The sequence below is a fragment of the Streptomyces sp. CB02959 genome, assembly GCF_002803155.1.
GTDB lineage: Bacteria > Actinomycetota > Actinomycetes > Streptomycetales > Streptomycetaceae > Streptomyces.
The window spans coordinates 200874-220387 of record NZ_NNBP01000012.1 but is presented as its reverse complement, the minus strand read 5'-3'; the positions used below and the strand labels follow the sequence as shown (position 1 = coordinate 220387).

Annotated in this window: 26 protein-coding genes and 1 tRNA gene; 4 read left to right on the top strand and 23 right to left on the bottom strand. The window is 70.0% G+C overall.

Annotated elements, in window-relative coordinates:
- The 5 genes from CG747_RS20965 to CG747_RS20945 form a co-directional block, all read right to left on the bottom strand.
- Positions 1-2307 carry a phage portal protein gene (locus CG747_RS20965; protein ID WP_100603311.1) on the bottom strand — a complete coding sequence of 769 codons (2307 nt, stop codon included), beginning with the start codon at positions 2305-2307 and terminating at the stop codon, positions 1-3.
- A 10-nt stretch (positions 2308-2317) separates the two neighbouring features.
- On the bottom strand, positions 2318-3667 hold the full coding sequence (locus tag CG747_RS20960) for a terminase large subunit domain-containing protein (protein ID WP_100603310.1): 1350 nt from the start codon (positions 3665-3667) through the stop codon (positions 2318-2320).
- Entirely contained in the window at positions 3664-4080 is a 417-nt protein-coding gene (locus CG747_RS20955) for a hypothetical protein (protein ID WP_100603309.1), read from the bottom strand. Before CG747_RS20955 ends, CG747_RS20960 begins: the two co-directional genes overlap by 4 nt.
- A gap of 111 nt (positions 4081-4191) precedes the next feature.
- Entirely contained in the window at positions 4192-4644 is a 453-nt protein-coding gene (locus CG747_RS20950; RefSeq protein WP_100603308.1) for a hypothetical protein, read from the bottom strand.
- A 667-nt stretch (positions 4645-5311) separates the two neighbouring features.
- Positions 5312-6202, bottom strand: a complete 891-nt coding sequence (locus CG747_RS20945) for a hypothetical protein (RefSeq protein ID WP_180985623.1) — start codon at positions 6200-6202, stop codon at positions 5312-5314.
- Positions 6203-6385: 183 nt separating this feature from the next.
- Here CG747_RS20945 and CG747_RS20940 point away from each other — a divergent pair, with 183 nt between their 5' ends.
- From CG747_RS20940 to CG747_RS20930, 3 genes are all read left to right on the top strand, one after another.
- Complete coding sequence (locus CG747_RS20940; RefSeq protein ID WP_146022117.1) at positions 6386-6631, top strand: hypothetical protein; 246 nt, start codon at positions 6386-6388, stop codon at positions 6629-6631.
- A gap of 55 nt (positions 6632-6686) precedes the next feature.
- On the top strand, positions 6687-6899 hold the full coding sequence (locus tag CG747_RS20935; protein ID WP_100603306.1) for a hypothetical protein: 213 nt from the start codon (positions 6687-6689) through the stop codon (positions 6897-6899).
- Positions 6900-7058: 159 nt separating this feature from the next.
- Positions 7059-8114, top strand: coding sequence for a pentapeptide repeat-containing protein (locus tag CG747_RS20930; RefSeq protein WP_146022116.1), 1056 nt, complete (start codon positions 7059-7061; stop codon positions 8112-8114).
- A gap of 66 nt (positions 8115-8180) precedes the next feature.
- Here CG747_RS20930 and CG747_RS48835 read toward each other — a convergent pair whose 3' ends face one another.
- The 16 genes from CG747_RS48835 to CG747_RS20855 form a co-directional block, all read right to left on the bottom strand.
- Entirely contained in the window at positions 8181-8324 is a 144-nt protein-coding gene (locus CG747_RS48835) for a hypothetical protein (protein ID WP_219621498.1), read from the bottom strand.
- Positions 8325-8691: 367 nt separating this feature from the next.
- A complete protein-coding gene (locus tag CG747_RS51015) occupies positions 8692-9267 on the bottom strand; it encodes a WhiB family transcriptional regulator (RefSeq protein WP_100603304.1) in 576 nt (191 codons plus the stop codon).
- An 84-nt stretch (positions 9268-9351) separates the two neighbouring features.
- A complete protein-coding gene (locus tag CG747_RS47360) occupies positions 9352-9579 on the bottom strand; it encodes a hypothetical protein (protein WP_146022115.1) in 228 nt (75 codons plus the stop codon).
- Positions 9576-10397 (bottom strand): hypothetical protein, encoded by an 822-nt coding sequence (locus CG747_RS47355; protein WP_146022114.1) that lies wholly within the window; start codon positions 10395-10397, stop codon positions 9576-9578. The genes CG747_RS47360 and CG747_RS47355 overlap by 4 nt, the downstream gene beginning before the upstream one ends.
- Positions 10398-10478: 81 nt before the next feature.
- Complete coding sequence (locus CG747_RS20905) at positions 10479-10916, bottom strand: hypothetical protein (RefSeq protein ID WP_100603301.1); 438 nt, start codon at positions 10914-10916, stop codon at positions 10479-10481.
- Entirely contained in the window at positions 10916-11149 is a 234-nt protein-coding gene (locus CG747_RS20900) for a hypothetical protein (RefSeq protein ID WP_100603300.1), read from the bottom strand. The genes CG747_RS20905 and CG747_RS20900 overlap by 1 nt, the downstream gene beginning before the upstream one ends.
- Entirely contained in the window at positions 11146-11733 is a 588-nt protein-coding gene (locus CG747_RS20895; protein WP_100603299.1) for a crossover junction endodeoxyribonuclease RuvC, read from the bottom strand. The genes CG747_RS20900 and CG747_RS20895 overlap by 4 nt, the downstream gene beginning before the upstream one ends.
- 79 nt (positions 11734-11812) lie before the next feature.
- Positions 11813-11983: a hypothetical protein gene (locus CG747_RS48110; protein ID WP_180985622.1), complete on the bottom strand. Its 171-nt coding sequence runs from the start codon at positions 11981-11983 to the stop codon at positions 11813-11815.
- Positions 11980-12696 carry a 3'-5' exonuclease gene (locus CG747_RS20890; RefSeq protein ID WP_100603298.1) on the bottom strand — a complete coding sequence of 239 codons (717 nt, stop codon included), beginning with the start codon at positions 12694-12696 and terminating at the stop codon, positions 11980-11982. Before CG747_RS20890 ends, CG747_RS48110 begins: the two co-directional genes overlap by 4 nt.
- Positions 12693-13478 carry an ERF family protein gene (locus tag CG747_RS20885; protein WP_257980573.1) on the bottom strand — a complete coding sequence of 262 codons (786 nt, stop codon included), beginning with the start codon at positions 13476-13478 and terminating at the stop codon, positions 12693-12695. Before CG747_RS20885 ends, CG747_RS20890 begins: the two co-directional genes overlap by 4 nt.
- Positions 13475-14521, bottom strand: coding sequence for a YqaJ viral recombinase family protein (locus CG747_RS20880; RefSeq protein WP_100603297.1), 1047 nt, complete (start codon positions 14519-14521; stop codon positions 13475-13477). Before CG747_RS20880 ends, CG747_RS20885 begins: the two co-directional genes overlap by 4 nt.
- Positions 14514-14966: a hypothetical protein gene (locus tag CG747_RS20875; protein ID WP_100603296.1), complete on the bottom strand. Its 453-nt coding sequence runs from the start codon at positions 14964-14966 to the stop codon at positions 14514-14516. Before CG747_RS20875 ends, CG747_RS20880 begins: the two co-directional genes overlap by 8 nt.
- Positions 14963-15301: a hypothetical protein gene (locus tag CG747_RS20870; protein ID WP_100603295.1), complete on the bottom strand. Its 339-nt coding sequence runs from the start codon at positions 15299-15301 to the stop codon at positions 14963-14965. Before CG747_RS20870 ends, CG747_RS20875 begins: the two co-directional genes overlap by 4 nt.
- A gap of 69 nt (positions 15302-15370) precedes the next feature.
- A complete protein-coding gene (locus CG747_RS20865; RefSeq protein ID WP_100603294.1) occupies positions 15371-15901 on the bottom strand; it encodes a hypothetical protein in 531 nt (176 codons plus the stop codon).
- Entirely contained in the window at positions 15898-16251 is a 354-nt protein-coding gene (locus CG747_RS20860) for a hypothetical protein (protein WP_100603293.1), read from the bottom strand. Before CG747_RS20860 ends, CG747_RS20865 begins: the two co-directional genes overlap by 4 nt.
- A gap of 91 nt (positions 16252-16342) precedes the next feature.
- Complete coding sequence (locus CG747_RS20855) at positions 16343-16618, bottom strand: helix-turn-helix domain-containing protein (protein ID WP_100603292.1); 276 nt, start codon at positions 16616-16618, stop codon at positions 16343-16345.
- A 552-nt stretch (positions 16619-17170) separates the two neighbouring features.
- Here CG747_RS20855 and CG747_RS20850 point away from each other — a divergent pair.
- Positions 17171-17584, top strand: coding sequence for a transcriptional regulator (locus CG747_RS20850; RefSeq protein ID WP_100603291.1), 414 nt, complete (start codon positions 17171-17173; stop codon positions 17582-17584).
- Between the two features lie 413 nt (positions 17585-17997).
- On the opposite strand, the gene CG747_RS20845 is transcribed toward CG747_RS20850, so the two are convergent.
- Both CG747_RS20845 and CG747_RS20840 read right to left on the bottom strand, forming a co-directional pair.
- The gene (locus tag CG747_RS20845) at positions 17998-19260 is read right to left on the bottom strand and encodes a site-specific integrase (RefSeq protein ID WP_100603290.1); all 1263 of its coding nucleotides are present in this window, start codon (positions 19258-19260) and stop codon (positions 17998-18000) included.
- Positions 19261-19369: 109 nt separating this feature from the next.
- Positions 19370-19442, bottom strand: a tRNA-His gene (locus tag CG747_RS20840).
- Between the last annotated feature and the right edge of the window lie 72 nt (positions 19443-19514).

The following is a 19514-nucleotide window of genomic DNA, read 5'->3' as shown; positions in this document are numbered from 1 at the left end:
TCAGTTCTCCTCGAACTCGTAGGTGAGGGCGCACCGGCACTGGATCGACTGGGACGCGGGCGCGGTCGGGTCCGCGGGCCACCGGCTCTTGGTGAGCGTGAACCGCTTATTCAGCGGCACCGACCGGCCGTTCTCCTCGCGGTGCGTCTCACGGGTGCGCTGGTCGTTGGTGGCGAGCCACGTCTTGCGGACGGCTCCGGCGTCGAGCGCGGCCAAGTGGGAGGCGGCGTTGTATCCGCCGACGGTCTCGGTCCGCGCGATCATCGTTGCCCGGAAGTCGCTGAGGTTCGTGAACACCTGCTGGATCCGGGCCCGCAGCTCTGGCACCGACTCGCCCTCGGCGACACCGTGCGCGAGGATCTGCGACCGAAGAACCTGCTCCGTCGTCGCCGTGACCCGGTCGGCGAGTTCGTCGATGCGGTCCCGCAGCGCGCCTGACACGGCCGGCTCGTCGAGGTCGAACGCCGAGGTGATCGACGCCCCGCCCCGGCGCCACGCCCGCTCGACGAACGGGCGCAGTACCTCGCGGGTCCGGCGCCGCCAGTAGGACCCGTCGAACAGGTCCCGCACCCGGACGCGCTGCTCCCACCCCTCCGGGCCGGTCGCTACGTCGAGGTCAGTCATCCGGTCCGCGGTCGTCTCCTCGGGGTCCGGCGGGGCGAGGCGGACGGTGTCCTCGCGGGCGAGCGCGCACGCCTGCTCTCGCACCTCGTCCAGCCACGCAGCAGACCGGACGGGCTTGCCCATGAGCCGGTCGAAATCCCGCAGGACGCGGGTCTGCTGCTCCCGCGCGAGGGACCGCACCGCGGCGCGGCCGGCGGTCTCCAACGCGTCGTACGCATCGGCCACCTCGGCAGGTGACGGCGATGACGGGGCGTCGTCGGCACGCGTCAACTCGGGCCGGATGGGCGCCGGTCGGGCGTCGCCCTGCGCCTGCCCCAGCAGACGGACGAGGGCCTGCTCGACCGCCAGGCCGAGCGCATCCTCGGCGACGGGCAGGCGGGAAAAGTCGACATCCCACGACCGGGCGGCGTCGGGGGCGGGCGCACCTTGGACGGGCGCCCACTGCGCGCGGTACGGGGTGAGGGTGTGGGCACCGATCCCTCCCGGTAGCGGCTCCTTGCCGAGTTCGGCGCGGGCCTCGTCGATCGTGAGGGTGTCCGAGTAAACCGAGGCCCGGGTCCTGTTGGCCACGGAGTCCTGCGCCTCTTGCAGCGCGGTCACGCCGGAGAGGTCCCACTCGGCGTCCTCGGCGTCGGACGGGAGGAGGACACGGTCGATCTCGCTGCCGATGATCTCCAGCTTGGGGACGATGGTGTCTGACCAAAGCGTCATCTTGGCCGCCGACCTGTTCTCGTACGTCGTGCCCGCACTCAGGTAGTCGTGCGGCACGCCGAACGCCAACATCACCTCGGCGGCATTGGCCATTCGCGATTCGAGGTAGTCCATCTCTTCCGCGGTGAAGCCAACGCGGACGTACTCGACGCCCTTGCCCTGCGATCCGGGCGGGGATCCCACCACCAGCGTTCTGCCGGTGTTGGCCGGTCCCTGCATGGATGAGCGCCAGGCGGCGCGGGTGGCGGCGAGGTTCCGCTCGTCCATGTCCCCGACGTACAGGACGCCGGTCGGTGCGGCGCCATTGGCGTAGCTGGAGCGCTGCCACTCCCGTGCGTAGGCGTCCATATCGACCGCGTGCCGGGCGGCCTTCCACGGGGCGAGGCACCCGAGCGGGTCGAACGGGTGCGGGTAGCGGAGCCACAGCATCTCGTCCGGCAGGACGGGCACCTGAACCCCGTCGAGCCGGCGGATCACGAACCCGACCAGATCAGCGGTCGTCGGCCGCTGCGCCAGGGGCTTGGAGACGATCACGTCTACTGGGTCGTACACCGGGTGCATCGCGGTGATCGGGCCGAGCCCGGTCTCGCCGCGGTCGAGCCAGACGAACGCCTGCCCTGCCAACTCGCTCTGTTGCAAGACCAGGGACTTGAACACCCTCGCGCTCATCAGGGGGTTCGGCCGCTTGTTGAAGAGCGCGGCCACAGGGTGCCCCGTAATCTCCGCGCCGTCCGGTCGCCGCACCACGAGCGGCACCGACGAGCCGTTGTCGGCGATGGCCGCCACGCACCGGTAGGCCACCGCGGAGTGCGCGTACCCGCGGGCCTCGGCGTCGAGGTCCAGGGTGAGCGACTGCTGTCCGCCGACGGATGCCACGGTGACGGGGCGGCGGTCCCGCAGGGTGTCGAGGCCGCCGCCGGGCGCGGCGCGCCGGCCGATGGCGGCGTCGAGCACGTCTCGGAATCGTCCCACTGGTGGCCTCCTATACGACCGCGGCGAGGTTGCCCGCCGAGGCGAGCATCAGATCGGTGAGGGCCCACACCATGGCGTCGAGCCGGTCGGGCGAGGACTCGCCCGGCACCCAGGTGGCGAGCTGCTCCTCAAGGCCAGGCAGGCCGTTGACGATGTGCGCGGCCTGCTGCTCGAACAGAGCGGCGACGGGCTCGGCGCGGGTGGCCTTGCCCCGGCTGGCAGTGACCGTACGGTAGTTGACCGTCGGGTCGACCTGCCGAACCACCGTGCCGATCCACTCCCCGCCGTTGTTCACCTCGGCGACGATCGCGTCCGCCCGGTGCGCGTGGTACGCCTGCACCGCTCGGCGGGCCGCCTCGATCGGCGGCATCCGGCCCGAGAGATCGTCGAGCACGTAACCGTGCTGCCGCACAGTGCCGTTGCGGTCCGGTACGTACTGCTGGGACAGGCCAGCCACGATGATGCCCATCTCGTCGGCCTCGTCGGTCGAGGTGGCCGCGGGGTCCACGGCAACGACCAGGCGGGCGGTGTCGGGCATCGCGCCCACACGGGTGGCGTCAAGCAGGCTCCACGACCAGAGCGCGCCCTCGACATCGGTGATGACCTCGCCGTCGAGTTCCTGTCGCTCCAGCCGGGTGCCGGCGTACTGCGCGATCAACTTGGTGCGCATCAGCTCGGGGAGGTGAGTCGCGTCGCGGGTCCGGCCGCGGGTGACGAGTACGTCGTCCCGCCCGATGAGGTCCCGGATTTCGCGGCGTGGCTTGGGCGTTGTCGATGCGATGTAGTGCGGGCGGAGCCCGAGCCGGAGACCCATCGCCGAGTGCGTGAGCGCGTCGCCAAGCCGACGCATCGCTGCCGCTTCCTCCAGCCACACCAAGCAGCGGTTACCGCCCGAGCGGAGACGCTCGATGTCGTCCGGGGAGTGCGCGCCGAACAACTTGGCCTCGGCGCCGCTTGGCCAGCGCACGTGTGTGCCGCCGACCGTGGTCCGCACCACCACCCGCGGGTCATGAGCCCGCAGGCCCGACGGCCCGTTGACCGCCGACTCGACCGCGTCACCCTGCGTCGGCGCGATGATGGAGAGCCGGTGTCCGCCGGGGATGCGGTCGTCGCACGGGGGCCCGTTGACGTGCTCGACGACGTACCGCGCGCACCCGTCGGTCTTGCCGGTGCCTCGGCCGCCGAGCTGCAACCACATCCCGTGCGTCTCGACCTCGGCTGGCGGGACCTGCCACTCGTACGGCGTCCACGCGTTCCACCGGTCGTGCCAGAGCCGGTCTGCGAGGCGGTCGCGCAGCGCGCGGAGCGCGGCCGGGCTCATCCGCTCCAGCCGCGCTCGCTGCTCCGCGGTGAGGGTCACCGGGCGGCCCGCTCGGCGATCTCGTCGGCGAGGGCCTCGACTTCGGCCGTGAGGGCGTCCGTCAGCTTGGCGTCGACCTTTACGGGGGCGTCGAGGCCGAGCAACCGCGCGTGCCGGTCCAACGCCTTGATGATGACCTCGGCGGCGCGGGCATCCCCGGTGATCGCCTTGGGCATGAGGCCGTCAAGCAGCGCCTCAAGGGTGGCGAGTTGCCGGCCGATCTCGATGTCTCGTTCAGCGGCGGCGGCCTCGGCGTACTTGCGCATGCCGCGCTTCCACGCCTCATAGGCCGTCTTGACGTTGATGTTCAGCTCGGCGGCGATGTCGCGGAACGGCATGCGGCGCCGGGTGTGCATGAGGAGGACCTCGTGCTCCCGCAGGGTCGCTATGTCCTCGTTGATCTTCGTTGCCATGCCCGGTCGCCTCCCTGGTCGGGAGGGTACGGAGTTTCCAGATCACGGAGCCGGGGGTGCCCCAAGTCGCCTGCCGGGCCGCTCCCTTGGCCGGGAGCGGCTGGCCGGTCGTCAGCAGGCGTCGAAGCGCCAGTGCCCGCCCTCGCGCGTCCATGGCTGGTCGTGCTGGTCGTACTGCGGTTCGCCGACGCCGTACGAGACCCGGGCCATGTCCCCCGAGAACTTGTCGATGGTGAACGTCTTGACGGTGCGGGCGCCGCTCGCCTTGTGGGCGCGGTCGAGCAGCATTCCAAGGCCAGGCTTGGTGATTTGCTCCCGGCACCGGGTGGAGATCAGGCTGTACGCCGTCGTCACGTCCGGTTTGAAGTAGGCGGCGGTGTAGGTGCGGACGGCCTTTTCGAGGTCGGCACGGGCCTGGTCCGCGGTGGCCGAGGGCGCGTGGTTGGTCGGTGTGGTGAGCACGGGCGGCTTCTTCGCCGTCTTGCCGTCGCCGGTGCTGCTGCACGCGGTGAGTGCGACGGGCAGCAGTGCGGCGAGTACCGCGGTGGTGGCGCGTGTGCGCATGGTCCCCCCTTGGACGCGTGCTGGTGGCCGCATCGTGGCACGCGCCAAGGCGAGGTGTGGGAGGAATGTGAAAGACCGTCATTCCCTACTGAGATACCCCAGGAGTCAGAGGTGTTGCAGGCGGCAAGACATCCGGAGGTAGCGCACTCGTATATGGTGGCGGCAGCCTCTTCTACCGCTGTACGGCGGTCTGTTGATTCCACGCCGCGAGGGCATGGCGTCAACACGACTGCCGTATAGCCGGCATGGAGGGGTTATGGATGATCAAGATCCTTGCGTGTGTCCTCGTCACGAACGACGACGACACCGGCGACAGGCCGCGATGGACTGGAGCTGGCTTGCGATCCGGCTCATCATGGAGGTCATCAAGATCTTCCGATGATGGCGTCGTCCAGAGCAAGGGCACGAAGGAAGAGGCCCGGCTAAGGATTAATTAGCCGGGCCCCAACTGCCCAACCTGGCCCGCCCTCTGGCCTGCACGCCAAGGGCGGGCCACTGCTTTAGGTGGGCAGAGTCCGCATTCGCCCAGCGGGGGCTGGTGTACACATTTGCTTGCTGGGGACTCTAGCAGCGAATCACAACTTCCAAATGCTCTGATGCTTGGAATGCATAGCGAAAGCCCAGGTCAGGGCACCTAGGCGCTCACCTTTTTGCGACACGAAAAAATCTACCTTTGGAGTCCGGCGCGAACCGGCTGCGCACATGCTGCGCTCGGTGTCGGCAGCGCGGGCGGGTACGTGGCGAGCACGGGCTCGCGCTGCTCGACCTCAGCCCTGATCTGGCCGCGGATGGTGGAGTCGCCCACCCGGCCGTGCCCGGCGGCGATGAGCGCATCCCGCATCGCGGCAGTGCCGGGCCGCGTGCCGCCGTCGTAGAGCGGGCGGATCGCTGCGCACCGACGGTCGCGGTAGGCGATCGCTGCCGTCTTTGCCGGCTCGGCGGGCGGGAGTTGCGGGGCAGGGGCCTGCTCCGGCGTCGGGGGCATTGCAGGCATGGCCGGGGTGGGGGCCTCGGCGCGCTCGACGACGGGGGCGTCCGCCGGGTCGGCGACGCTGCTCGACGGGGTGACGACGGGTGTCGCGGCGAGGTGCAGCAGGTGACCGAGGACGAGCGGCGGCACGCACGAGACGCTGATCACGAGCCACGCCGGAGCGTACGGGGTCGCCGACCAATGCCCGGTCACGAAGAGATGCGACACGGGTTGTGCAGCCATGGCTGCGCCGAGGGCCAGCCACGCGCCGACGATGGCCGAGAGGCGGCCTGGCGCGCCGGACGGGCGGCGTGATGCGACCACCGCGGCGATGCCGGCATAGGCGGCGAGGACGGATGCCATGCCCCAGGCGAGGTGGGTGTCCCACCCGGCGAGCACGCCGAGGTGGTGCTCGCCGGGGGCGCACATGACCATGACGATGACGGCGACGATGGGCCGGCCGGCGTCGGTGAACAGGGCGGCCCACCACGGGATAGCGGCGGGGGCGGGCCGCGCGGGGGCGTGGGCGGTGGTGCGGCGGGACAGGCGCCCGCCGAGGGCGATACGGCTACGCTGTGCGTTGGCCATGGAGACTCACCTCTCCTGGTCGGGCCCCCGGAGTGCAGCCACACGCCGGGGGCCGTTGTTGTCGGCGTCGTCGGCGCGCAGACGCGCGTCAGACGGTTGAGAGGGGTACTCCTCTCGCGCGTGAAGGGTACCCCTCTCGCCCCGCCGGGGCGGGCCGTACTCTCCGGTTTGGAGGTGGCCGAGGTGGCTGGTGAAGCGGACGCGGTGCGCGCGGCGGTGCGCGCCCTGGAGGGGATCGCCGACCCGATCGAGCGGGCGCGGGAGACTTCGGTCTTGCTCCGGGAGTGGCCGGCGCTGCACCGGGTCGTGCGCGAGGTCCGTCAACAGGCGGTGCTCGGCGCGCACGGTGAGGGGCGGACGTACGACGAGATCGGGGCCGAGATCGGTACGAGCGGCTACCGGGCGTCGCAGATCTCGCGCGGGAAGTAGACCGGCTGACGGCCGTTGACATGCGTCGTCGCCTTAGTGGGCGCACGGTGGGGGTATGGCCGAGCGTCCCCCCGTGGTGGTGCATCCGCCGTTGCCGTCCGGCGGCTGGCGGGTGACGATTCGGGGCGCGATCGTAGGGGTGGCGTACGGGCCGGCCGACCTGTTGGAGTTCCTGCGCCGGGCCGGGGTCGACCTGGACACGGTGGCCCTGGATGACCTCGCCTTGATTGAGTGGCGCGGGCCGGGCCCGGATGTGTGGACGCGATGACGCCCCGCCGGTCCGGGGACGGGCGGGGCGCTGCGGTGGGGTGGGGCTACTGGCCGCGCCAGTAGGCGAGGGCATCATTGACGATGTGGCCGTTTGCTCCGATCTCAGTCTGTTCAAACTGGCCATGCGAACAAAGGCATCTGATCCATCCTTGACACCATGCCTACCCCCTTAGAGCGTCAGCGGCCACAAGGGCGCCATACGCCGCACCTGTGGTCCGTGTGGATCGTCGCTCCCACCGCCCTGGCCGTTGTGGGAATGCTTGCTTACGGCCTGTACCAAGGCGCGGACACGCTCCTCACTGCGCAGAACCGGACGGGGAAGCCAGTCGACGTCAACGACGTCATCAAGACCACCGTTACCGTCCTCACTCTCGTGGGCGCCGTCCTCACCGGAATCTACGCCTACCGCAAGCAACTCCTCGCGGAGGGTGACGCACACCGGGCGGATGCAAGCCAGCTTGCCGACCGGTATTCGGCTGCGGCAGAGCAGCTAGGTCACGAGCAGGCCGCCGTTCGGCTTGCCGGCGTGTACGCGATGGCGCGGCTCGCAGATGACTGGCCCGAACAGCGGCAGGTGTGCATCGACGTGCTGTGTGCATACCTGCGCATGCCTTACGAGCCCGAACACACTGCAACTGGCTTCAAGACAGGCGAGCGGGAGGTTCGGCTTACCATCATCCGAACGATCAGCGACCACCTCCAAGACCCAACGGCACCAACGACGTGGTGCGGGCGCAATCTGAACTTCACCGGCGCCATCTTCGACGGCGGACACTTCAGCCGTGCACATTTCACTGAAGGCTTAGTCGACTTCGGTGGCGCGCAGTTCACCGGTGACACCGTCAACTTCTTGGATGCCAAGTTCATCGGCGGCACGGTCAGTTTCGTAGGCGCGCAGTTCACTGGCGACACCGTCGGCTTCCTCAATGCGCAGTTCATCGGCGGCTCGGTCACCTTCGGCGGCGCACAGTTTGTCGGCGACTGGGCCATGTTCAATCACGCGCAAGTCAACGACGGCGTCCTCCACTTCGGCGCCGCAAAGTTCATCGGCGGGATCGTCAGCTTCTCAGAGGCACAGTTCACCGGCGGCACAGTCAGCTTCGTCGGCGCGCAGGTCACCAACGCTACGGTCAGCTTCGGTGGCGTGCAGGTTGGGAGTAATGCCAACGTCCTTTGGGGCCCATTCCCTGTCATTTCACCGGGCACGTCTTGACTCACTCGGGCATGTGGGTCTCCGGTGCTCGGGCCCGGCCGCACGCTGCCGGCCGGGCCGGGCGGGTCAGCGGGAGTCGGCTGCCAGCGCCGGTTCGGTGCCGGCCCGCCGGTCGATGGCCTCGCACCAGGCGGCGGCGACCGCGGCGACCTGGATCAGCTCGGCGCGCAGCTTGGCCGGGTCCCGCTCGGCGTTCGCCTCGGCCAGCACGTCAGACCAAGTGCCGTACCCGGGGTCGAAAGCGTCCTGGCACCAGCGGCGCGCAGACTGAGCGGCGTCCTGCTGCTCCTTGTTGCCGGTGCCGTCAGGGTGGTTCTGCTCGCCCCAACGGGTGTCCTGCCGGGTGCGCTCGGCCGAGATAGCACCGAGGCACTCGGGCCGAGCTGCCGTCCCATGTAGCTGGCGACGGCCACGGTGAGAGCAGCGGTCAGGTCGGCCGTTCCCTCGGCCGTGCCGAGGCGGACGGAAGTTGCCTGGATGGTGCGGCCGATGAGGGCGGCGAGGAGCTGGAGTTCGGTGGGGTCCAGGGTGGTCATCGGCGGTTGGTCTCCTGATGTCGTCGGGTGGGGTGGGTGGTCTAGGAAGCGGCCTGTAGGCGGCGTGCCCGACGCGGCCTGAGCGGCACAACGGCCCCGCCCCGAGCGGCGGTCCGTGCCTTCCGCTGCTCCGCGGACTGCCGGGCCTGCGCCGCGAGGCACCCCGCACACGCCGGCTCCCCCAACAGGCGATGAATCCCGTAGCCGCGGACCGTCCCGCCCTTCTCGTGCTCGGCGGCCAGCCGGCCGCGCCGGGCCGCCTCGGTGCGCGCAGCCTGCGCCCCGAGGCACGTCTCGCACGTCTCCCCGTACGCCCGGTGTGCGGCGAGCGCCGGCCCGGTGCCGCAGGCGAGGCGGAGCCGGCCCTCATCGTCCACCCACCGGCCGGCGTCGTGCCGGAGCCGGCTGCGCTCCCTGACGGTGAGGCCGCCCCAGACGCCGAACCGCTCGTCGTTGGTGAGGGCGTAGTCGAGGCAGGCGGGGCGCAGCGGGCAGCCGAGGCAGACGGCCTTGGCGTCGTCCTGGCCGGCGGTGTCGGTGGCGTAGAAGTCGGCCCCGGCGAGGGCGCAGGCGGCCGTGGCGTCGCCGAGGAAGCCGGGGCGCAGTGGGGTGTTCATGGTCAGTCCTCCTCGGGGGCGGGGTGGTTGGCGGTGGGGGTGTTGGGGTGGCTGCCGGTGGTGGGGTTGCAGCCGGGTTGGTGGTCAGGCGGCGGGGGTTTCGGGTACTGCCTGGAGGTGGCGGTGGGGGTTGCCGGTGCCGCGTCCGTCGAGGCGGTCGAGTTCGGCTTCGAGGGCGGCGACGTGTTCGGCTGCTTCGAGGGGGGTTGTGGGGCGGCTGAGGGCGGTTGTGCGGACCTGTTGGGCGTGTCGGGGTCCGCCCCACTGTCCGGTGGGCAGTTCCTCGGCGAGGAGGTGCTCTATGGGTGTCATGAGGCGTTCCTCTCGGCTGCTCTGCGTTCGCACAGGGTGTGCGCGGTTCGGGTGGGGCGACCGAGGGTGTGGATGAGGGGGTGTCCGCAAAGGGAGCAGCGTGCGAAGTCGCGGCCGTAGTCGGCGTGCTGCTCGGTGGGGTGTGGTTCTTGGGGGAGTTCGGCTTGTGGTTCGGGAGCGTCCACTACCTGTGGTTGCTCACCTACCCCCGCCATGTCTTGGTGTAGTTCCTTGGCTATCCCTGGGTTGTTCGGGGGCGTGTCCCCCGAACCAAACGGGGGCGTGTCCCCCGAACTCAAAGGGGGGCGTGTCCCCCGTTCTTCTTCGGGATCGGGGGCAGTGAGTCCGGGGGCGTGTCCCCCGTTCTCTGGTTCGGGGGACACGCCCCCGTTCTTTGTCTCGCCCTCGACCCATGGCGGGGCCTTTCGCGGCTTGCGTTTCGTCGTCTCCAGTGAGGCGAGCGCGGCCGTCCAGTCCGGCCACGGGGACAGGATGAGGACGTACAGGGTCGCCCTGCCTCTGCGGGACTCTCCTTGGATGCTGACCACCCCGGCGGCGATTGCGGCCGTGAGGTAGCGGCGTACGTCTTTCTCGTCGGCCTTCACCGCGGCGGCGATGTCCTTGATGCGGATCGCCTTGCCGTCGCGGAAGCGGAGCCGGCCGGCGGTGTCCGCGGCGGCGCCGAGGGCGTAGAGCACGGTCACGAACGAGGCGGGGATGCCCTTGGGCATGACGGGTGCCCAGCGCCAGAACAGGGCGTTACGGAAAGCGTGCGGGACACTCCCGCCGGTCTGCCCTGCCTGCTCGTCTGTGCTCAACGTGATCTCCGTGTCGTGCGTAGTGCCCGGTGTGGCGGGGACGAGGGCCGGGGCGCGGTGGCCCCGGCCGGCGGCGGGTGGCTACCTGACGTACTCGTCGCGGCGCCGCTGCTCGCGGGTGCGCTCGTGAGCGCGGTATTCGTCCTCGCTGGGGTAGTTGGCGAACGCGTCGCCGATCACGGCTTCGGGGTCGCGGGGGCCGGGGCCTACCTCGTCGAGGGTTCCGTCCATTCGGCGGGCCCTCCACATGGCGCGCTTAGCTTCGAGGAGCGTCGCGGCCTCGCCGTCCGCGCGGGCGACCTCGCAGCCGGTGACGCGGACCTTTACCTGCGGCTCTTTCTCCTCGCCCTCGGCGTGGCCGGTGTATGACTTCGAGGTGAGTTCGACGATGGCGACCACGGTGGTGCCCGGCTTCTCGAACAGGCCCCGGCGCTGCTCGACGGTGAGACTGGCCTCGATGGCCGCGGTGGCGGCGTCGAGCTTGACCTCGGGGGCCTGCGCGGGGTTGAGCTTGGGCATCAGAGGGTGTCCTTTCGGTATGCGTCGGCCGCGTCGGCGGCCTGTTGGGCGAGGGCTTCCTCGGCGCAGGTCTTGTGTGCAGGCTTGCGCCGCGAGTCGCGGAGGCAGGTGTCGAATCCGCAGTAACGGCAGGGCTTGGGCTGGCTCGACCAGTGCGAGGAGTCCCGCCAGTCGAGGAGGACCGGGCCCGAAGTGGCCTTGGCCTTGGTGCCACGGCGGGCACGCGGGGTCATCGGGCCCACCGCGGCAACCCGGCAGGCCACTTGGCCTTGGCGAGGCGTGCCCGCTGCGCCTCGGGGAGGTCGAACAGCGGGGTGCCCACCCGGTCGTGGCCGGCGGCGCGGAGCCACCACGCGTCGCACTGATCGCCGCCCGGGTCGTCAGCGAACTGCACCCCGGCCGCGAGGTACGCGGCGTTGGCCATGCGCGCCTTGTCGGCCCGGCCGTGGTCGGCGGCGTAGCTCTTGAGCGTGGCCGGCACCACGAACGCGACCGGGACCTCGGCGTCGGCGAGTTCGCACCGGGCGATGCCCTGCACCATGCCGGTGGCGCCGGCCGCCATGGCGTTCCGCGGCAGGTCTTCCACCACAGCGAGGTGTACCGGGCCGTGGGTGGACAGCATCCGGCGGAGGTGGTCCCGGATGATGACGAGGCGGTGATCGCCGTCCTGTGAGCGGGTCTTGATGCGGTAGGTGGTGCCGTCGGGGAGGGCCACGCCGGTGCTGGTGAGGGAGAGGTCGAGTCCGAGAATGCGGGGCCGGGGCCCGGCCGCCGTGGTGGCGGCCGGGGCGGCGTCGAACAGGGGCGTGGTGGTCACTGGTCCCCCTTGGTGATGTGGCCGCAGCCGGCGCCGGTGCAGCGCCACCGGCCGTCCGGGGTGGGTTCGTGGCGGGTGGTCATGTGGCCGCACGCGGTGGTGTGGCAGGGCAGCCACCGGGAGCCGTCCGGATGGTGTGGAACGGGGCGGTGGTGGCGGCGTGGATCCGGCGGGTGCCGAGGTAGCGCGGCAGGATCAAGAGGCCGATGAACCCGAATCCGAGCAGGCCGCCGAGGACGATGGCGATCACTGGCCGCCTCCCGTCTGGTGCGGGATGACCGGCCATGCCGGCTCGACGTAGGCGTCCGGGTTGGCCTTCCGGAAGTACTCCTGGAGTCCGGCGGCCTGGTCCGCGGCCCATGCGGTCTGTGCCGTGTGCAGCTCGTCGAGGCTCATGGCGGCCAGCGCCGGGTACCGGGTGCCCTGCCGCCATGCGACTCGGCAGGCGGCGAGGGCGTCGGCGTCCGCGGAGTGCGCGCCGTCGAGCGGCACCGCGTAGTACTGGCACAGGGCGGTGAGGGTGCGCTTGCCGCGGCGGTAGCGGTCGACCTGCTTGTCAATGACGAACGGGTCGACGACACGGAACTGTCCGGGCCGGCCGGTAAGCGGCGTCATGCCGTATCGGCGGGCCTCGCGGTCGAGGACGGTGAAGTCGTAGCGGGCGTTCATCGCCACCAGCGGGGTACCGGCGGCCATCGCCACGGCGAGCGTGTCGAGGATCTGCTCGACCGCGGCCCGCAGGTCGACGCCCTCGGCGCGGGCGCGGGCGGTGGTGACGCCGTGGATGGCGGCGGCCTCGTCGGGGATCTCGTGGCCGTCCACGTCGGTGAGCCACGTCGTCGAGGCGGTGTCCTGCCCGCCGCCGCACTGCACCACGCAGGCGGTGACAATGCGGGCGGTGAGCGGGTCCGGGCCGGTGGTTTCGAGGTCGAACCCGGCGAGGCGGCCAAGGTGCCAACTCATGCGCCACCGCCGGTACGCTCGTTGTAGATCCGCAGGCCGAGAGACCCGAGGGATTCCGACTCGCCGTTCTCGTTCGTGACCTTGGCGCCCAACATCCGGGCGTTCTCGACCTCGTAGCCGATCTGCTGGATGCGGCCAGGGCTGGTCTTCGGGTTGAGTACTTCATCCCGGTACGACTCGGCGGTCCGGGCGGGCGCGTCCATGCCCCGCTCGATGTGGGAGGCGTCGGGGTCCTTGTCGTGCGTGGGTGTCAGGCCGCTCGTGAGGAGCAGCACCCGCAGCGCGACGGATTGGGCCTTGGCGGTGCCCTTGTCCGCGGAGTCGAGTGCCTCGCCCTGCGTCTGGAGGGTGAGGGTGTCGCCCTTGGGCCCGACGATGAGCCAGGTGACGCAGGCGGTGCACTCCCGCATCTTGCTGCCCTTGCTGGTGGTGGTGTCGCGGTAGGACGCCTCGACGTTCACCGGCAAGACGTTGATGCCGTGCTTCAGCGTCACGGGCCCGAAGGTGTTGACCACGGTGTCGACGCCACGGAAGTTGAAGCGGGTGCCGCCGCCGTTGTACAGCTCGCCCTTGGCGATGGCGCGGACCTCCCGGCGGACGCGGAGCCACGCGAGGTGGACGGGCACCATCTCGGGGTCGCCGTCGCCCGGCTCGTAGTCGGCCATGGGGTCAGGGGCCGGGGCGTACTCCGTCGTCTGGTCCGGCTCGGCGGCGGGCCCGGTGTCGTTGGTGGTGTCGGCGCGGCCGGCGGCCGCCGCGGCGCGTTCCTGCAAGGTGGTCATGCGTTGTGCTCCTCACGGATCACGCGGGGGATGTTGAGGCGGTGCGAGACGCGGTCCTCGACGCAATCCGCGTACGCCTCGGGCCAGCGCTCGGCTAGGCGGCGGGTGTCGCAGTGCTCGCGGCTGGTCTCGTCGAGGGACACGAATGTGCGGTCCAACACGGTCGCGGCGGTCGCGTCGCCGAGCCCGGCGAGGATCCGGGCCTTGGCCCGCTTCTTCCGGCTCTTGGCTTCGGCCTCGTTGTTGTGCGCGTCGAGGTAGTCGGCCACCGCGTCTTGCGTGTCGACATCGCGGGTGATGTCGAGCGCGCCGGAGCGGTCCGGGTGCAGCCGGTCGTAGAGGTCGAGCAGTACGTCCGGGTCCGCGTCGTCGGCGAGGACCGGCGGCCGGCGGGTGGAGATCTGCTGCCACGCACGGGCCCCGGCGGTGCGCAAGTCGCCGAGCAGATCGGCGTGATCAGCGACACGGACGACGTACTGCCGGTAGTCGTTGCCGCCGATGAGCACGGCGGCGTGCACGTGGTCGAACCCGCAGGTGTCGGCCTGCCACAGGGTTTGGACGAGCACGTCGTCCGCAACGCCCTGCCGGAACTGCGACGCCTTCATCTTGTCGCGGCACTTGATCTCTACGGCGCAGCGCTCCCGGCCGTCGGCCAAGGGGCACTCCAGCACGCGGCGATCGAGCGTGCACATCTGCCAGGGGCGCTCAGTGTTGGCGACCAGCCCGACACGGCGGATCACGCTGCGGTTCCGCCGGGCCCACTCGCGGGCCACAGTCTCTTCGAATGCCCTGCCCCAGAGGGCAGGTTCGGAGTCGTCGCCGTCCACCGGCAGGCCGCCGGTCTTGTCGTGGTAGACGGAAAGGGCGTTGCCGTACCGGCTGATACCGAGAATGGCGGCGATGTCGGAGGAGCCGAGGCCGCCGCGGCGGGCGGTGAGCCAGTCGGCGCGGTCGGCGGTGGCGGGGAGGATGAGGCGGCCGGTCGGCGTGATTCGCCGACCGGCGGCCGGGGCCGTAGCCCCGGCCTGCACGGTTTCAGGCATTCGCATCGCCGCCCTCGGCGACGATCACGGCGCGGGTGGACTCGCCCCGGGGGGTGTCCTTCCCGGCAACGTCGGCCATCCGACGCAGCAAGTCTGCTGCGTCCCCGCGGCCGGGGTCGCACTCGTAGTCCTGCGGAAGGGCGTTGATGGCGTCGGCGGCCTTCCGCAGCACCTCGGCGCGGTGCTCATCCATGACGTCCCGGCAGTGGCCCGTGCCGAGGAAGGCACGGACAGCGCCGCGGTCCACCTTCGACGCGAGGACCCGGGCGTCCCACACGGTCTGCTCGCGGGCCTTCTTCACCAGCCACGCGACCGTTTCGGTCTTGGCCTCGGCAAGCACCTCAGCGCGGTAAGCGTCGAGCTTCACGCGCAGTTCCGTGAGCGTTCCGAGCGGGTCCGTCTCGGCCCGGCCGTACTCGTCAATCAGATCGTCGCGGGCGCTCATGCGGCACCCGCCTCACGCTGCGACGGCACGGCCTTCGGAGCGGCCACCGCCCGGATCCGGTCGGCCAGCGCGAGGCACTGCCCGCCGTACACCGGGATCCGCGTGGACACCGCGTCGAGCAACTCCTCGACGAGCAGGGACTCGGGCCGGTGGCCGTCGTACGGCCGGTCCTCGTCCTGCTCGGCGAGGATCTCGGCGAGCGCGTCGGCGTGCTCGGTGACGAGGTCGAGGACGAGGGCCTCGACGAACGTCGAGATGTCGAGGGTCACGCCGGCCGGGATCGGCTCGACGGAGATACGGAACGGCCCAGATACGGCCGGGAGTTCAGCGGACATCGGTCCCTCCAAGGGCCAGTTCGAGGAGCCACAGCGCAAGGAACGCGAGGGCGACGAGGACGAGGACGATCACGGGATGTCACCCCCGGCGGCCCGCATGCGGGCGCGGTAGTCGCGGCGGCGGGCCTCGGCCTGCTCGGCGGTGAGCTGGGGCTCGTCGTCGTGAACGAGCCGCCAGCGGCCGGCCGCGCGGTCCCACTCGATGTGTTCGTCGGCGGCCGGGTTGCTGATGTGCCCATCCGGTTCGACGTGCACCGGGATGCCGGCAGCCACAAGGGCGTTGAGGGCGTCAGTGACTCGCTGCCACAACGACGCCGAGCCGGCCGCGCCGAGGGCGCACAAGGTCAGGCAGGGCCACTGCTCGTCGTCTTGCGTGCAGTGCTCGCTGTCCGGGTACTTGGCGTGCAGCACCCGCACAGCGGCGGTCTGCTGCTCCAGCTCGGCGACCCGGGCCCGCAGGCGCTCGGCCTCGGCCGCGGTCTCCGGCGACTGGAGCATCCCCGCGGCGTCCAACGCCATCGCGATACCCGCAGGCGTCCGGTGCGTCTGCATCGCACGGAAGATCAGGTCCGCCGCAGCCTTGATCAGGAGCGTGTTCACGCTGCTCCCTCGGCATCCGCCGGACCGTCACCCAGAGTCCAGGCGTGGACCGGTACGCCGTTCACGATCGTGTCCACGAAGGTGTACGGGGCCGGGTCGTCGTCACTGTGCGGGCGAGTCGTCGTCTCCGTGGTCAACTCACGAGCCAAGGCTTTGACGCCGTCCTCGCTGCGGTGGAAGTACAGCCGCACCGTGGGCTTCTCCGGTGCCCACGGGGAGCAGGTGACGGTCACCGTGTCCGGCGCCTGCGGGCAGATGCTGACGATGTGCTCGGCCGCCGACAGTGCGGCCATGTGCCCGCGGCGCTGGGCGTCAGCCACAGCGGCGGGGCGGATAAGGTTGATGCCCACGGGGAGCCTCATTTCTCTGGGAATGGAGTGGTGAGGTGAGCCGAAGGGGTCGCGCCGGGGTCCAGCCGGTAGCGGCCCCGACTCACGTCCGTCAGGAAGTGCGGCGGAGTGACCTGCGCGCCGGAAGCGGGCGCAGGGTCGCCAGGGGGTTCGAGGCGGCCGGTGCCGCCGAGGTGTCCGCGAGAGGCCCGGTGACTGGAGCCACGTGGAATGCGCGGACGATTTCCGCGAGGTGCTCCTCGGTGAACAGGACCTCACGGCCGATCTTGGTGTGAGGCAACGCCTTGATGTGACGCTGCAACCAGGTCTTTTGGACCCTGAGCGCGTCGGCGGCCTCGTCGTAGGTGAAGAGGCTCGGCGCGCTCATGCCAGCGCCCTAAGGCCAACTGGCGGGATTTCACCCTCGGGAACCGGCACGGACCGCCCGACTGGTGCGAAAAGGACGAGTACGTCCACTCCGATCACGTGGCACAGTGCGTGCGCGGTGTCGGCGGTGACGCACTCCCGGGCCCCGCTGTGGAGATCGCCGATCGTGCCCGTGGCACATCCCACCGCGTCCGCGAGATCGCGTATGGAGATTCGTTGGCCCGTACCCGTGCGTCGCATGAGGCGTCGCAGCAGGTCGGCGTCCAGGAGTCGGTAGCGGGAGTCACGCGGGACCAATGTCCACCTCCTTTGGCGGTTTGTCCATCCAGATGGACAGGCTGAGCATCCCATGCGGGTGGACGTCTTGTCCATCCAGATGGTCAGGCTTTCTATTTGGTCATTTCCGGGGTACGCCCTATGCGGGGTCGCCCTTTAGCGTGGACACTTTGTCCAGCGAGTGAGTCACCCTGTGCCTGTGACCAGGGAAAACGGAACCTGCGGCTCATCCGCATCATGGACACCGGACGCCCGGCTCGCCCCCAGGAGTGGCAGGATGACGACCATGGTCGAAGAGGATGATCGGCAGGCAGCGCGAACGCAGCTGTCCGATCTCGTGCGGGAGCGACGCGCAGAGCTGCGCATGAGCCTTCGTGCGGTAGAGGAGCATCCGCAGAATCGGGATGCCGACGAAAGGCCAATCATCAAGCGTGGCTGGCTCGACCGCCTGGAGAAGCGCCAGCCGGTGATTCCGCCACAGGTGCCAGAGCTGACGGCCCTTGCGTCGGCCCTCTCGCTTCCCCTGGGGCGACTCCAAGACGCTGCTGGTGCACAGTTCCTCGGCATCGACACCGTCTGGTCGACGTCCGGCGAGGCTCGCGCCCTGGTGCAGCACGCTGAGAATCTGACGCCCGCGCAGCGTGAGCAACTCGCCCGCCTGCTGGCCACATTCGAGCGCGGGGGCGCCTGAGTCAGGCCCACCTGTGGCCGTCGGTGTTACGGATAGTCATGTTCGCGCATAGGTGTGGTTGAAGGCTGTCCGAAATGACACCATGGTGATCCGCCTGAGGGGCGTAAGTCCACGGTAGCCTGCACGCCCGAACGTGCGTTCGGATGTATGTGCCTTGCGTCGAGTGGGGGTCCTATGACTCAGAGCAGAATGACAGCAGCACGTGTCGAATTCAGCGACGACCTGCCCGACGGAACCACCCTCCTCTTGGTTGAGCGAAGAGGCGAGGTCATATGGCTCGTGCGGCGTGGCCACATGACCCCCGAACTCCTCGACGCAATAAATGACCACCTCTGCCACTTCGTCCGGCATGGCCAGTGGATACAAAACTGGGGCGAACCCGGCGCCGGGGCCCTCCCCTACGCGCCCGCCTGCTAGACCACGCTGCGCAGCCTGCCCTGTGCTGGAATCGCCGGCCCGGACAGGGCGGCTTCAACCGCGGCCACGATCTCCCCGTCCAGAGATCGCACCAGATGCCCGTACCGGTCGACCGTCGTCTGGATCGACTCGTGCCCCAACCGGTTCTGGATCGCAGGGAGAGGGATGTTCGCGCCGATCAGCCACGAGACGTGCGTGTGCCGCAGATCATGAATCCGCGGACGCTTCGGTAGTCCCTTCTCAACGGCGCTCTTCACCGCCGGCATCCACTTCCGGTTGTAGAAATTCGCGTGCCGCCACGCCCCGCCCATGGCCGCCCGGAACACGAACCCCGCCGGCGGCTGGCCGACCACCAGGCGCCGCGCCATCTCCACCTGCGCGGGGGACAGGGCCAGCACGCGCCGCGCTTTCCGGGTCTTCGGCGGCCCGAGGTAGAACGCCGCCTCAGAACCCTTCTTCGCCTTCTTCCAGGCCCGTTGCACGGACACCGTGGGCCGGTCGGCGGTTAGGGCCAAGTCGCGCACCTGGAGGGCCGTAGCCTCGCCCCACCGCATCCCCGTGCTGACGAGCCAGTCGGCGAGGTCCCGGGCCGCGGGATCCTTGATCTCCGCAGCTATTCGCGCGTACTCGTCGTGCTCCAGGAAGCACATCTCCTCCTCGGTGTGGTCGTCCACCCGAGGCAGGCTGGTGCCCTTGCAGCAGTTCGTAGTCCGTAGCTGCGGCTCGGCCTCGACCGCGGCCTGAACGATGCACCACAAGAGGCCGTGGCGGTTCGCGATCGACTTCGGGTCGGCGGGCCGCCGCGCCCACTTCTCGGCGTCCCCCTCGTCCGGCGCCCCCTTCTCCTCGGCCCGTACCCAGTCCTGAATGTCATCGGCCGTGAGGTTGCAGATGGTCGCCGGAGTCACGACGCCGGCCCGGGTGGTGTGCTGGAGAAGGGACAGGTGGATCCGGATGTCTCGGTGGTAGTCCTCGCGGGTGCGCTCGTCGATGCCCGTCAGCCGGTCGACGTAGCGGGTCGCCCAGTCGACGAAAGGGATGTCGTCGGGGTCGGTGTCCGGCTCGACGAATCCGCGGCCCTTGATCCAGCCCGGGGGCCACTCCTGGCCGTGCGCGTCCACGAGCTTCCGGAACTGATCTGCCTGCTCCGGCTCGGCGAACGACTCCGTCTCGTTGGTCCCGCCGCGTCCCCCTTGGACCCAACGGACCTGGAAGATCGAGGAACCGTCCTTGCGGGTCCGCTCTCTGATGGTCGCCATGGGCCGAGAGTAGGGGCGTTTCTGGGGGTGCGTTAGGCCCGCGTTTGGCCGGGAAATGAAAGAGATCGGCCCCTGACCTGTTTTCCCAGGTCAGGGGCCGATCCTTTTGGGTGAGTAACGGGACTCGAACCCGCGACATCCTGGACCACAACCAGGTGCTCTACCAGCTGAGCTATACCCACCAAGACCGGTGCTGTGTGGTTCCTTTTCCCCACCGGCTGAGAAAAAGTGTACAGGCTCCGGAGGGGTGCTCG